The 13,307-nt window shown below is 64.3% G+C and carries 8 protein-coding genes; 6 read left to right on the top strand and 2 right to left on the bottom strand.

Annotated elements, in window-relative coordinates:
* Positions 1–195 precede the first annotated feature (195 nt).
* Positions 196–654 (bottom strand): MerR family transcriptional regulator, encoded by a 459-nt coding sequence (locus NKH54_RS06795; protein WP_023755140.1) that lies wholly within the window; start codon positions 652–654, stop codon positions 196–198.
* 478 nt (positions 655–1,132) lie between these two features.
* Between NKH54_RS06795 and NKH54_RS06790 the strand changes: the two genes are divergently transcribed.
* The 4 genes from NKH54_RS06790 to NKH54_RS06775 all read left to right on the top strand — a co-directional run bounded on the left by NKH54_RS06790 (position 1,133) and on the right by NKH54_RS06775 (position 8,466).
* Positions 1,133–5,125, top strand: a complete 3,993-nt coding sequence (locus tag NKH54_RS06790; RefSeq protein WP_353027912.1) for a peptidoglycan-binding protein — start codon at positions 1,133–1,135, stop codon at positions 5,123–5,125.
* 193 nt (positions 5,126–5,318) lie between these two features.
* Positions 5,319–6,242, top strand: a complete 924-nt coding sequence (locus NKH54_RS06785; RefSeq protein ID WP_353027911.1) for a sulfite exporter TauE/SafE family protein — start codon at positions 5,319–5,321, stop codon at positions 6,240–6,242.
* On the top strand, positions 6,242–7,033 hold the full coding sequence (locus NKH54_RS06780) for a TIGR02186 family protein (RefSeq protein ID WP_023736135.1): 792 nt from the start codon (positions 6,242–6,244) through the stop codon (positions 7,031–7,033). Before NKH54_RS06785 ends, NKH54_RS06780 begins: the two co-directional genes overlap by 1 nt.
* Before the next feature lie 176 nt (positions 7,034–7,209).
* The gene (locus tag NKH54_RS06775; RefSeq protein WP_353027910.1) at positions 7,210–8,466 is read left to right on the top strand and encodes an Hsp70 family protein; all 1,257 of its coding nucleotides are present in this window, start codon (positions 7,210–7,212) and stop codon (positions 8,464–8,466) included.
* A gap of 4 nt (positions 8,467–8,470) precedes the next feature.
* Here the strand turns inward: NKH54_RS06775 and NKH54_RS06770 are convergent, their stop codons facing one another.
* A complete protein-coding gene (locus tag NKH54_RS06770; protein ID WP_023699495.1) occupies positions 8,471–9,370 on the bottom strand; it encodes a LysR substrate-binding domain-containing protein in 900 nt (299 codons plus the stop codon).
* Positions 9,371–9,648: 278 nt separating this feature from the next.
* On the opposite strand from NKH54_RS06770, the gene NKH54_RS06765 reads away from it, so the two are divergent.
* Complete coding sequence (locus NKH54_RS06765; protein ID WP_352444011.1) at positions 9,649–12,579, top strand: molybdopterin oxidoreductase family protein; 2,931 nt, start codon at positions 9,649–9,651, stop codon at positions 12,577–12,579.
* On the top strand, positions 12,576–13,304 hold the full coding sequence (locus tag NKH54_RS06760; protein ID WP_353027909.1) for a 4Fe-4S dicluster domain-containing protein: 729 nt from the start codon (positions 12,576–12,578) through the stop codon (positions 13,302–13,304). The genes NKH54_RS06765 and NKH54_RS06760 overlap by 4 nt, the downstream gene beginning before the upstream one ends.
* Positions 13,305–13,307: the final 3 nt, after the last annotated feature.

The following is a 13,307-nucleotide window of genomic DNA, read 5'->3' as shown; positions in this document are numbered from 1 at the left end:
TTGAAAGCGGAATAGCAAAAATTGACGTTTGCGTAAACGTCAATTTTATCGCCGGGACAAAATTTACCTATGCCAGCCTATCGGCACGAGCGGTGCATGCTTTGCGCAAAGCGAGGGGGGTCAAACAAAAAGAGCCGCGCGGGCGGCCGCGCGGCTCTTCCGTTCAAAGCTTTCGCCGGGAGCTGCGGAGCAAAATCAGCTGGCGGCGCTGGCCGGGGCCGAACGCTCGGACAGCATCTGGCGCACGGCCGACATCGAGCCGCTCAACTCGTTGATGGCGTCGTCGATCAGCGCGCGCTGCTTCTGCAGGCGGGCAAGCTGCTTCTCCGACTTGTCGAGAGCCAGCCGCAGCTGCTTGGTGTTGGATCCCGTCGGATCGTAGAGATCCATCATCTGCTTGACGTCGCGTAACGAGAACCCGACTTTGCGGCCGAGCAGGATCAGCTTCAGCCGCGCCTTGTCGCGACGCGTGTAGAGCCGCGTCGCCCCATCGCGCTTTGGATTGAGCAGGCCCTTGTCTTCATAGAACCGCAGCGTGCGCAGCGTCACGCCGTATTTCTTGGCCATCTCGCCGATGCGCACCAGCTCCTCACCGGCTTCGGCAGACATATTGTTGGTGTTGGCCGCGGCTTCGCCGGGCGAAACAAGTTTCATAGTCACTGGCTTTCCCCTGTCGTGGCATCGCGGTCTCGGACCTTGCAACGCCTGAGTGGAAGCGGGGGCATGCTTCCAGTCGTGGTTTCAACTAATGCATCGCAAAAGGCACGAACGGCGCCCCTCTTACGTTTACGTCAATTCTATATCGATAGCCGCCGCATGACGCAAGGGCGTTCTGGGATTGCGAAACCTTATGCCGCACCCCCGGCGCCGGGTCCGAACGGGCACCGCCTGTATTTCAGCAATGCCGTAACTTCTTAAGCTTGGTTAACGCCTTGTTTACCACGATGGGTGAAATGTGCGGATGTTGGTCACCCGTGTTTATCCTGTAGCGAATTTTTCACGGTTTTTCGGAGAGCGGGCCTGGCCCGGGAAGCTCGTCTTTCGCCGCAGCAGTGCCGCGCGGCCGCCTTCGTTCCCGACAAGGACTTGGGAAACTGGCAGCAAGCCAGCCATTCTGAAAACGGACGCATCGATGAACAGCAAGCGGTCCTATCTCGATACACTCAACGCCGGCAGGCCGCGCAGGCCGAACACCACGCTTGATGAATTGAACCGCTCGCTGGAAACGCTGGAGCAGCGGCTGGAGCGCAAGCGCGAGGACGCCGCCGAGCGCTTCGATCCGCGCCGGCCCGCCCCGGAGCCGCGCTACGCAAGTGCCCAGCCCTACGCCCCGCCGCCGCGCTGGTACGAGGACCCGCAGCCCGCGCCGCGGCCGAAAAGCCCTGTGACGGCCGCCTTCGACCAGAACTATCAGGCCATCGCGCGCGACATCGACCGCGTGCGCGGCCAGGAAGACAGCGTCGCCGTGGTCGGCAAGATCGCCGGCGAATTGCGTGGCCTGCGCGAGGAACTGCGCCATCAGATGACGGCCGGCCTGCAGCGCGAATTCGCCGCGTTGCGCAAGGACATCGAACGGGCCTTCCAGGCGAGCAACCAATCGGGTGGTCAGGCAGGCGGCTTGCCCGGCAAGGGCAGCGCCGAACTCGGCGTCGAATTCGAGCGGCTGTCCGGCGCCATCCAGACGCTGGCCGAGAAGAGCGACGACCGAAGCGTCAACATGCTGCGGCTCGAGCTCGAGCAGGTAAAGACGGCGCTCGACACATTGGCGCGCGAGGAAAGCGTGCTGAAGGTCGACCGCCGCTGGGACGATTTCGACCGCCGCTGGAGCGCGTTCGAGGACCGTGTCGACGCCGACCAGCGCAACCGCGCCGACGGCCCCGGATTTTCGGCCCTGACCGACCGGCTCGAACAGATCAGCAATGCGGTCCACAATCTGCCGGAATCGTTGTCGCTGCGCTCGATGGAAGAAAAGGTCCGCACGCTTGCCGGCGCCGTCGATCATTTCGTCAGCCAGCAGAGCAACCGCGGCGGCGACACGCTTGGCCTGATCGACGAACGGCTCGATGAGATTTCGCGCGCCATCGTCGCCTCGACCGTCGCCGCACAGGCCAATTCCTTCGACCCCGAACCGTTCGAGCGCATCGAGAAGCGGATCGCCTCGCTGGCGCAGCAGATCGAGGAAGTCGTGCAGGTTCGTCCGAGCGGCGAGGTTCTCGACCGTCTCAGCACGCTGTCGAACAGGGTCGACGAGCTTGCCGGCCGCGCCAATCTGCCGGAACAGGCGATGGAGCGCCTCGGCAAGCAGATCGCGATGATCGCCGACAAGATCGATCGCGCCCCGGCCATGCCCGACGCCGACTATATCTTCCAGGGTCTGGAACAGCGCTTCGACGTGCTGTCGGGCATGATGGAACGTCGGCAGGGCGACGCCATCGAACAGGGCAACATGCTGTTTCGCGATCTCGAGCGGCGGCTGGACGAGGTTGCCGACCGGCTGGACCAGCGCCAGCCGCAGGCTGACAGCGCCGGCATCATGGACGCCATCGATGCACGCTTCACCGCGCTCGCCCAACGCATGGAGACGCGCATTCCCGATCCTGCCAACGAGGCGGCGATCCGCGGCCTGGAAAGCCGGCTCGAAGACATTTCAAGCCGGCTGGAATCGTCGGCCGCGCAGGTCGCCGGCATCGATCCGGCACTGATCCGCAGCCTCGAGGCGCAGGTCTCCGGCCTATCGGCTCACCTGTCGAAGCCCGGCACGCCGCTGCCGGAATTCGAGGACATCAGCCCGCGTCTCAACGAAATCGAGAAGTCGCTGGCCGGAACCCGCGAATCCATCATGGGCGCGGCACGGGAAGCGGCCGAGAGCGCCGTGCGCTCGCTGGCAGATTCCAACGCCAACACCGCGGCCGTTACCGGCCTTGCCCAGGATCTGAAGACGCTGGAAGCGCTGACGCGCCGTTCGGACGAGCGCAATTCACGGACATTCGAGGCTATCCACGACACGTTGCTCAAGATCGTCGATCGTCTGGGCTCGCTGGAGACCAGCGAACCGGCCGAGGCGGTGAGCGAGCTTCTGGATGCCCAGGCCGAGCCGGCGCGGCGGGCCCGCGCTGCACGCGCCTCCAAGATTTCGGTGCAGGACGCGCCGTCGATGGATATCGACCAGCCGCTGCCGCTGACCGGAGACATGGCCGACCTGGACGGCCGCGCCGCCGCCATCATGCGCAGCGAGCCGGATATGCGCAGCGACCCGGGTACGCGTAGCGACCCGGTCATGGGCAGCGAACCAGTGCGGCGCTCGCCAGCCGAAGCTGCCGCGGCCGCTGCCCAGGCAGCGCTCGGTTCCGACAGGATTGCCGAGAAAGGCGAAGGCACGGCCAAGAAGTCGCTGTTCGGAGGATTGGCGCGCGCCTTCAGGGGCAAGAAGCCGGCTGACATGCCGCCGCTTGCCGGCTCGGGGCCCAATGTCGACATGCCGAGCGTCGATCTCGACGAGCCGCTCGATCCGAAGCTCGCCAACCGGCCGTTGGAGCCGGGCTCCGGCGCGCCCGACCTCAACGCCATCATGAAGCGCGTCCGCGACGAGCGTGGCCCACCGGTGCGCCAAAACTCCGGCGATGCATCGAAATCCGACTTCATTGCCGCGGCCAGGCGCGCGGCGCAAGCCGCGGCCGCCGAGGCCGACGCACTGAAACGCCAGTCCACCATGAAGGGCCCGGTCAAGGCGCTTCGTATCGGCGACCTGCTCAAGGCGCGGCGCAAGCCGATCCTGATGGGAGCGGTCGCGATCATGCTGGCGCTTGCCGGCCTCCAGTTGGGCAAGGCCTTCTTCGCCGACCCGGTCGAGGTCGCAAGCAACGATACAGCGCCGATCGTCGCCTCGCAGCCGGTCGAGACTGCCTCGGTCAACGCTGCCAGCCAACCCAAGGCAGAACAGCAGGTGGCCGTGCAGGACGTGCCGGCCCGGATCGTCAGGCAGGCGGAGCCCACGGAACCGGCAGCTGGCAACGATGCGCCAATGAATGCGGCCTCGGTCGCCGAGCCCGAAGTGCCGGCGGTGGAGCCCGCGCCAGCGCCGATGGCTTTGGCCGATCCGGCCCCCACGCCAAATGCAATGCTGCCGACCACCGCCACTGCGGAACCGGCGGCTGCCGACGCGCAGCCTGCGGCCGCCGTCATGGCGCCCTCGGCCTCGGATACGACGGCCTCGGATACTACCGGCGCCGTTCCGCCGGCTGATGCCGCGGTAGCACCTGTCATGGCCAAGATAGACGTTCCGGCCGATGCCGGACCGCAAGCCTTGCGCGACGCGGCTGCCGGCGGTGACGCCAAGGCGCTGTTCGAGCTCGGTTCGCGCTATGCTGAATCGCGCGGCGTCAAGGAAGACATGGCGGCAGCGGCCAAATGGTACGAAAAGTCGGCCGAGCTCGGCTTCGCACCGGCGGAATACCGCATCGGCAATTTCTACGAGAAGGGCATCGGCGTCACGCGCGACGTCAAGAAAGCAAAGACCTTCTACCAGCTCGCCGCCGCGCAGGGTAATGCCAGCGCCATGCACAATCTGGCCGTTCTGTTTGCCATGGCCGCCGACGGCGTGACCGACAATGAATCGGCCGCGCACTGGTTTCAGGCGGCGGCCGATGTCGGCGTCAAGGACAGCCAGTTCAATCTCGGCATCCTGGCGGCAAAGGGCGTCGGCATGAAGCAGAGCCTGGAGGAATCCTACAAATGGTTCGCGCTCGTCGCCAAGACCGGCGACAAGGATGCGGCTGCAAAGCGCGACGAAGTCGCCACTGCGCTGCGCCCCGAACAGCTGGAGCGGGCGCGCGCCGCCACGGAACTGTGGAAGCCGAAGCCGCTCGACCCGGCGTCCAACTCGGCCGACATTCCTGAATCCTGGCAGGAAGGCACGCCGCAGACCACCGCCAGCGTCGACATGAAGAAGGCGGTCAAGAACATCCAGCTCATCCTCAACAAGAACGGCTACGATGCCGGCGGCGCCGATGGCGTGATGGGCGGCAAGACCAAGACCGCAATCATGGCTTTCCAGACCGACAACAAGATGCAGGCGACCGGCGAAATCGACGAAAAGCTGGTGAAGGCGCTGCTGGCGCACAAATAACGGCAGATGCGTCGCTAACGCGACGCCCTTGCCATACATTTGCCTGTTAACTGCTTGAGATGTTTTTTGTTTCGGTAGGGCGGCGGGGTTTGATCCCACTGCCCCGGCGGTGCAAGAAAGAATTGGCTTTTCGGTGCGACAATGCCCTGGAATGGCTGCAATCGCCGACAGGCAAACTGATCGAGACTGACGGGTGGGCATCTATCTCCCGATCGCGGAAATTTCCGTCAACGTCTTCGTGCTGCTGGCAATGGGCGCGGCGGTGGGTTTCCTGTCGGGCATGTTCGGGGTCGGTGGCGGCTTTCTGATCACGCCGCTCTTGATCTTCTACAACATCCCGCCGGCAATCGCCGTTGCCACTGGCGCCAACCAGGTTATCGCCTCCTCCTTCTCCGGCGCGCTGTCGCACATGAATCGCGGCACGCTCGACTTCAAGCTCGGCGGGGTGCTGCTGGCCGGCGGCATCGTCGGCTCGACCGGTGGTATCTTTGTCTTTGCCTTCCTGCGCCGGCTCGGCCAACTTGATTTGTTCATTTCGCTGCTCTACGTCGTGCTGCTCGGCACCGTCGGCGGGCTGATGCTGGTCGAGAGCGTCAATGCGCTGCGCGCGACGCGCAGCGGTGCGGCGCCGGTCTTGAAGAAATCCGGCCAGCACAACTGGATCCACCGGCTGCCGCTGAAGATGCGCTTCAGGGCCTCGAAGCTGTTCGTCAGCGTCATTCCGGTGCTGGGGCTCGGCGCCGGCATCGGCTTCCTGTCGTCGATCATGGGTGTCGGCGGCGGCTTCATCATGGTGCCGGCGCTGATCTATCTCTTGAAAGTGCCGACCAACGTCGTCATCGGCACCTCGCTGTTCCAGATCATTTTCACCTCGGCCTACACCACGCTTGTCCACGCCACCACCAACCAGACGGTCGACGTCATGCTTGCCTTCCTGCTGATGGCGGGCGGCGTTGCCGGCGCGCAATATGGCGCCAAGGCAGGACAGAAGCTGCGCGGCGAACAGCTCAGGGCACTGCTGGCGCTGCTGGTGCTGGCGGTTGCCATCCGGCTTGCCATCGATCTCTTCGTCACGCCGCCAAACCTCTATTCGCTGACCGCCGCGGGCCTGAACTGATGCCGCGGTGGGGGATTTTTTCGGCCGCCGCTTTGCTTATCGCCGTCGCTCTGCCGGCCGCAGCGCAATCGCCGAACCCCTTGCCGGAAGGCATCCAGATCGGTCTCTCCACCGACGCGGTGTCGATCACCGCCGGCTTTTCCGGCGCCGACCTGACCATTTTCGGTTCGCTGGAAAACCCCGACCCGCTGGTCGCGCGGCAGGGGCGCTATGACGTCATCGTCGTGCTCGAAGGGCCGCCGCGGCCGGTTGTGGTGCGCCGCAAGGACCGGGTGCTCGGCGTCTGGGTCAACCTGGAATCCGAGACCTTCGAGAACGTGCCGGTCTCCTACTCCGTCGCCACGACACGGCCGCTGCAGGACATCACCGAACCCAACAGCTACAAGCAGCTGTCGCTCGGCGCCTCCAACCTTTACATGCAACCGGCCGACGTAACCGACAGTCCGGCGACGATCGAGGAATTCACCGTGGCGCTGCGCGAGCGCAAGGCGGCGACCGGCCTCTATAGCGAGAATGTCGGCGGCGTGCAGTTCCTGTCGCAGAACCTGTTTCGCGCCACGGTGCGGCTGGCGCCCAATGTCCCGGTTGGAACGCATAAAGCCCGCGCGTTCCTGTTCAAGAGCGGCCTGTTCCTCAAGGAAAGCTCGGCCCAGCTCGAAATCCGCAAATCGGGTTTCGAACAGTCGATCTTCCGCGTCGCGCATGATTACTCCTTCCTCTACGGCGTCTTCTCCGTGTCGCTGGCCATGATCACCGGCTGGCTGGGCAGGCTGATCTTCCGCAGGGATTGACGCGCACGACCCATTTCCGGGGAAAGGGGGTTCCCCTTTTCTCAGTCTTGCGATAGACCGCCGCCTCCCAACCCTCGGGTTACACGCACAATCATTCGGCAGAACGGTCAGGCCGCTGGACGGCGCGCGCCTTGCGGACGCCTGCCACAGCGACGACCCAATGACAGGAGGCTGCAATGCACCAGGCATTTGGCGGCATCGATTTCGGCACGTCCAATTCTACGGTGGGCGGGATCCGCAACGGCCAGGCACGGCTGGTGGCGCTGGAAGGCGGACAGCCGACATTGCCAAGCGCGGTTTTCTTCAACTTCGAGGACGGTCACACCTATTTCGGCCGCCGCGCCATTGCCGACTACACCGATGCCATCGAAGGCCGGCTGATGCGGTCGCTGAAGAGCGTGCTCGGCAGTTCGCTGGCGCATGAGAAGACGCGGATCAAGGCCCGGCAGATCGGTTTCATCGACATTGTCGGCATGTTCGTCGGCCATTTGAAGAAGCGGCTTGAGGAAGATGCCGGCGCTCCGGTGGAGAACGTTGTGCTCGGCCGGCCGGTGCAATTTGTCGACGACGATGTGGAAGCCGATGCCAAGGCGCAAAGCGAGCTTGAAAAAGCGGCGCGCGCGCAAGGCTTCAAGCACATCGCCTTCCAGTTCGAACCGATTGCGGCAGCACTCGACTATGAGCAGGACGTGAAGCGCGAGGAACTGGCGTTGATCGTCGACATGGGCGGCGGCACGTCCGACTTCTCGATCGTGCGCGTTTCGCCGCAACGCGCCCGCTCACGCGACCGCAAGGACGACATCCTCGCCAACCGAGGCATTCATATTGGCGGCACCGATTTCGACCGGCTGCTCAGCATCGCCCATGTCATGCCCAAGCTCGGCTATCTCTCGCCCACAAAAGACGGCAAGCGCAACCTGCCGGCGAGCTATTTCATTGATCTCGCGACGTGGCAGCGCATCAACCTCGTCTATACTGCCAAGGCGATGACGCATCTGAGGCAAATCCGCTTCGAGGCCGTCCGCGCCGACCTTGTCGACCGCTTCATCCATATTGTCGAGCACCGTTACGGCCATGCGCTGGCCGGCCTCGTCGAACGAGCCAAGATCGCGCTGACGGATCAGGCTTCGGCCGATGTAACGGTGGCGCTGCCTAGCGCGCATTTCGCCGCCGAGATCTCGCGGACCGGCCTGGAAGAGACCATCGCCGCCGACATCGAGCGGGTGTCCGCTACGGTGCGGCAGACGATTGCCGATGCTGGCGTGAAAGCGTCCGACATCACCGCCGTGTTCCTCACCGGCGGCTCGACCGCCATCCCGCTGGCACGGCGCGAAATCCTGTCGCTGGTGCCGCAAGCCGCCGTTATCGAGGGCGACATGTTCGGTTCGGTCGGCCTTGGCCTGGCGCTGGATGCACAGCGGAAGTTCGCCTGATCGCTTACGCCGGATTGCTGACGGCCTCAGCGCCGAGATGCGCCTTGAGCGCCATCTGGGCGAGGCTTGCCTGGCGGTCGCGATGGGTGATCATGGCGAAGTCGCGCTTCGGCAGTTCGAGCGGCACCGACCGGAGACTGCCCTCGGCGACGGCGCGTCCGACGACGAGGTCCGAGATGATGGTGGCGCCGGCGCCGGCCTCGACCGCCTGGCGAACCGCCTCGTTGCTCGGCAGCACCAGAAATATCTGCAGGTCGCCAAGCGATATCCCCTCGCGGCGGGCCAGGTCCTCCAGCACCTCGCGCGTGCCCGAACCACCCTCACGGATGATCCAGCGCAGCCCTCTGATATCCGGGCGGCCCGGCGCAATCTCGGCGATTTCGGGATGCGAGGCGGCGACGACCAGCATCAACCTGTCGACGTCGACCTTGGTGCGGCGGAGGATGTCTGACTCGGTGCGCCCCTCGACCAGACCGAGATCGGCGGTGCCGTCGAGCACATTGGCCTCGACCTGCCTGGTGTTGCCGATGCTGACGCTTAAGCGCACCGCCGGGTAGGCTTCATGGAAAGAGGCCAGCCTGCGCGGCAGCCAGTAGCTGGCGATGGTCAGGCTGGCGGCGATCGACAGGCTGCCGGCGACCGTCTGCGAGACATGCTCCAGCACATTTCGGGCGGCGGCGGCGCGTTCCAGCACCGCCTTGGCCTCGGGCAGGAAACGGTGGCCGGTCTGAGCCAGCTCGATGTTGCGGCCGACACGGTTGAACAGATGAACGCCATGCTGCTCTTCCAAAGCGCGGATAGCCGCCGACGCCGCCGACTGGGAGATGCCCAAAAGCTCCGCCGCCTTGGTCATATGGCCGCGTTCGGCAACGGCAACGAAAATGCGCAACTGGTCCAGCGTCATGTGTGCATTAAGAACCAATTCCGATCGAATTTACAAGAACAACTGATTAGACGGATCGATAGCTTTATTCTACTTTTTCAGTCGAAATTAGAAAGAATTCGCCAACAAATCGCGGCCAACAAAATGATCGGGCGGTTCAGATCCCTGTTTGCGCATTGGACCCGTGGCCTCAGGCGGCGGCTGGCCGGCGATCGATATCATCCTGAAGAACACTATATGCGTGGCCCCGGACCGAAGACGCGGGCCAAATTCGCAGGTAGCAAAAGCACGCCGGCATCATGAACCCAGCTGCGCCGCGCGGAGCCAATTCCGCACCGTCGCAACGGCCGCTTGGCGATACACGCGCGCCTGATGAAGGCGACGGCGTCGACACCTCGCCCGCTATCTCCGACAGCATCGCCAAGACCACCTGTTATATGTGCGCCTGCCGGTGCGGCATCGACGTCCACATCAAGGACGGCAAGGTGCGCTACATCAACGGCAACAAGGCCCATCCGGTTAACCGCGGCGTAATCTGCGGCAAGGGCAGCTCCGGCATCATGCAGCACTACAGCCCGGCGCGGCTGAAGAAGCCGCTGTTGCGCAGCGGCCTGCGCGGCTCGGGCGAATTCCGCGAGATCGAGTGGGAGGAAGCGTTTTCGATTGCGACCGGGCGGCTATCGCATATCCGCCGGACCGATCCGAAAAAGCTCGCCTTCTTCACCGGGCGCGACCAGTCGCAGTCGCTGACCGGCTGGTGGGCGAGCCAGTTCGGCACGCCGAACTTCGCCGCCCATGGCGGCTTCTGCTCGGTCAACATGGCGGCCGGCGGGCTCTACACGATCGGCGGCTCGTTCTGGGAGTTCGGCGAGCCGGACTGGGACAATACGAAATACTTCATGCTGTTCGGCGTCGCCGAGGACCATGATTCCAACCCGATCAAGATCGGCTTGGGTAAACTCAAGGCGCGCGGCGCCAAGGTGGTGTCGATCAACCCCTGTCGCACCGGCTACAACGCCATTGCCGACGACTGGATCGGGATCCGGCCCGGCACCGACGGCCTCTTCGTCTTCGCCCTAATCCATGAACTGCTGAAGGCAGGCCGCGTCGATCTCGATTATTTGCTGCGCTACACCAACGCCCATGTGCTGGTCGTCCAGGAGCCGGGTGCGGCGGACGACGGGCTGTTCCTGCGCGACAGCGACAACAATCTTCTCGCCTGGGACAGAGTGGCGAAGACAACCGTCAACGCAGCCGATGCGGATGCGAAACCGGCGCTGACCGGCAGCTTCACGTTCGCCGGCCGCCGTTGCGTGCCGGTGTTCCGGCTTATCGCCGACCGCTACATGGACGACAGCTACGCACCCGATGCGGTCGCGGCACGATGCGGCATTCCGGCCGACACCATCCGCCGGATCGCTGCCGAACTCGCCCACGTCGCCTTCGAACAGACGATCGAACTGCCGGTTGCGTGGACCGACTGGGCCGGACGGCGGCACGAGACGATCAAGGGACGGCCGGTGTCGATGCATGCCATGCGCGGCATCTCGGCCCACTCCAACGGCTTTCACTCCTGCCGTGCCATCCACCTGCTGCAGGTGCTGCTCGGCACGGTGGACGTGCCCGGTGGCTTCCGTTTCAAGCCCCCCTACCCGCGCTCGGCGCCGCCGGGACCGAAGCCGGCCGGCAAGGTGGTCAGGCCGATGACGCCGCTCGACGGCATGCCGCTCGGCTTCGTCTGCGGGCCGGACGATCTCCTGGTCGACGAGGCCGGCACGCCTTTGCGCATCGACAAGGCTTACTCCTGGGATGCGCCGCTCGCCGCGCATGGGCTGATGCATACGGTCATCCGAAATGCGTGGGCCGGTGACCCGTACCCGATCGACACGCTGATGATGTACATGTCGAACATGGCTTGGAATTCCTCGATGAACACCGTCGAGACCATTGCCATGCTCACCGACCATGACGAAGCGGGTAACTACAAGATCCCCTTCATCATCTATTCCGACGCCTATTATTCCGAGACGGTGCCGTTCGCCGACCTGGTGCTGCCCGACACCACCTATCTCGAACGTCACGACTGCATCAGCCTGCTCGACCGGCCGATCAGCCATGCCGACGGGCCGGGCGACGCGATCCGCCATCCGGTGGTCGAACCGGACCGAGATGTCAGGCCGTTCCAATCGGTGCTGATCGAACTTGGCGCTCGGCTTGGCCTGCCCGGCTTCGTCGAGGACGATGGCTCGGCCAGATATGCCGACTATGCCGACTACATCGTCAATCACGAACGCACGCCGGGCATCGGCCCGCTGGCCGGCTGGCGCGGCAAGGACGGCACTTCCGTCGGCAAGGGCGAAGTCAATCCCGACCAGTTGCAGCGCTACATCGGCAATGGCGGCTTCTGGCACCAGGATTTTGCTGAGGACCAGCGCTATTACAAGATGGCCAACCGCTCCTATCTCGACTTCGCAGAGCAGATGGGGTTCATCCCCAAGGCCGAGCCGATCGTGTTCCAGCTCTATTGCGAACCGATGCAGCGCTTTCGCCTCGCCGCGCGCGGTCATGGTCGCGTCCAGCCGCCCGAGAGCGAACGCCGGCGCATCGAGACCTATATGGATCCGCTGCCGTTCTGGTTTACCCCGTTCGAAGAGGCCGCCGTCGATCCGCATAAATACCCGCTGCATGCGCTGACGCAGCGGCCTATGCACATGTATCATTCCTGGGGCTCGCAGAATGCGTGGCTGCGGCAAATCACCAGTCAGAACCGCCTGTTCGTGCACCACAAGACCGCGGCAGATCTCAGTCTTGTCGACGACGACTGGGTGTGGATCGAGAGCATCAACGGTAGGGTTAAGGGGCAGATCAAGCTGGTCGACGGCGTCAATGCGGATACGGTCTGGACCTGGAACGCCATCGGCAAAAGGCGCGGCGCCTGGGGTCTGAAGGACAACGCTGCCGAGACCAACCGCGGCTTCCTGCTCAACCACATTATCGGCGACCAGACATCGGCTGACGCGAAAGGCAAACGCTATTCGAATTCCGATCCGGTGACCGGCCAGGCGGCGTGGTTCGACCTCAGGGTACGCATTGTCAAATGCTCTGATGAGGAAGCCGGCTTCACCGAACCGCAATTCGAGCGTTTCAGCCAGCCGCCAAATGTCGAGCCTTCGCCCGACATCCTTCGCTTCGGCGCCGAGTTCCGCGTCCATAGGGAAGCCGTGGAATGACCTGCCTTCCCGCCCATACAGACAAGAAGCTTGGCCTAGTCATCGACCTCGACACCTGCGTCGGCTGCCAGGCCTGCGTCACCGCCTGCAAGGAGTGGAACACCGGCGGCCACATGGCGCCACTGACCGACATCGACCCCTATGGCGGCCGTGTCGACGGCGTCTGGTTCAACCGCGTGCACAGCTACGAGCACACGACCGAGGCGGGCGGGCGCACGGTCAACTTTCCGCGCTCCTGTCTGCATTGCGAGACGCCTGCCTGCGTCACTGTCTGCCCGACCGGCGCGTCCTACAAGCGGGCGTCGGACGGCATCGTGCTGATCGACGAAAGCAAATGCATCGGCTGCAAACTGTGCAGCTGGGCGTGCCCCTATGGCGCGCGCGAATTCGACACCGATGTCGGCGTGATGAAGAAATGCACGCTTTGCGTCGATCGCATCTACAATGACAATCTGGCCGAGGAAGACCGCGTGCCGGCCTGCGTTGCCGCCTGCCCGACCAGCGCCCGGCATTTCGGCGATCTCGGCGATCCCTCGTCGGCTGTCTCGCAACTGGTGGCGGAGCGTCGCGGCGTCGACCTGATGCCGGAGATGGGCTACAAACCGACCAACAAATATCTGCCGCCGCGCGCCCAGCGCGCCGCATCGGTGCCGGCGCCAAGGCTCGAGCCAGTCACGGCCGAAGGCGGTTTTCTCGGCTGGATCGACCGCATGCTTTCGAACTGACCA

The sequence above is a fragment of the Mesorhizobium sp. M1004 genome, assembly GCF_040318795.1.
Taxonomy (GTDB): domain Bacteria; phylum Pseudomonadota; class Alphaproteobacteria; order Rhizobiales; family Rhizobiaceae; genus Mesorhizobium.
Note: the sequence above shows the minus strand (reverse complement) of the source record. Positions and strands in the feature narration are given on the sequence as shown.

What these genes read in the sequence shown, in the direction of transcription:
- NKH54_RS06790 (WP_353027912.1), top strand. Translation starts at nt 1,133, where the DNA reads ATGAACAGCAAGCGGTCCTATCTCGATACACTCAACGCCGGCAGGCCG.
- NKH54_RS06780 (WP_023736135.1), top strand. Translation starts at nt 6,242, where the DNA reads ATGCCGCGGTGGGGGATTTTTTCGGCCGCCGCTTTGCTTATCGCCGTC.
- NKH54_RS06795 (WP_023755140.1), bottom strand. Translation starts at nt 654, where the DNA reads ATGAAACTTGTTTCGCCCGGCGAAGCCGCGGCCAACACCAACAATATG.
- NKH54_RS06760 (WP_353027909.1), top strand. Translation starts at nt 12,576, where the DNA reads ATGACCTGCCTTCCCGCCCATACAGACAAGAAGCTTGGCCTAGTCATC.
- NKH54_RS06775 (WP_353027910.1), top strand. Translation starts at nt 7,210, where the DNA reads ATGCACCAGGCATTTGGCGGCATCGATTTCGGCACGTCCAATTCTACG.
- NKH54_RS06770 (WP_023699495.1), bottom strand. Translation starts at nt 9,370, where the DNA reads ATGACGCTGGACCAGTTGCGCATTTTCGTTGCCGTTGCCGAACGCGGC.
- NKH54_RS06765 (WP_352444011.1), top strand. Translation starts at nt 9,649, where the DNA reads ATGAACCCAGCTGCGCCGCGCGGAGCCAATTCCGCACCGTCGCAACGG.